Here is a 582-nt window from a genome sequence, read left to right as displayed (position 1 = left end):
GGCTCACGCACCGAAACCGACCGCAGTCACGGGTCCTCCAACCAAGTCGAGCCGTGCGGCAGGTCTCCAGCAGTGTCGTGACATTCGTTGAAAACGATAATTCACATTGTGGCGCTTGTGCGACCCGAGGCGCCACGCCGACGCGGAATTGGTCCTGCGTTCACCGCACTGCGATGATGTCGGGTCGTGCTGTACGCCGACACCGCCAAGGGCCGCCGGCCGTCTGGAATCGTGAATACCCAGGGGATTTGCGGGTCCGTTGTGAAATATCCAGCGGCCCTGAGTCGCTCGGCGTGTCGCCGGAAAACCACAGGAATACTGGACAGGGCAGTCAAGCACTCGAACACCGACGCCCGCCGCCGCACGCGGCCAGGAAGAACGAACAATGCGCAAGCCCACCGAGCCGACCGCGGCTCACCCGTCCACCGAAATTCTCGACTTCTTCGGCAAGTGCCCTGAATGTGGTTACCCCGCACAGGCATCCGCCACACCCAGCAATCCGGGGACCGTCGTCGCCAGCTGCGATCGGCCCTGCGGCTGGACGGGGACAGTACCGTTGACGACCATGACCCGCCACTCCCG

This window comes from Nocardia aurantia, assembly GCF_009604425.1.
Lineage (GTDB): Bacteria > Actinomycetota > Actinomycetes > Mycobacteriales > Mycobacteriaceae > Nocardia > Nocardia aurantia.
The sequence above is the reverse complement of the archived record's forward strand: the minus strand, read 5'-3'. Positions refer to the sequence as shown.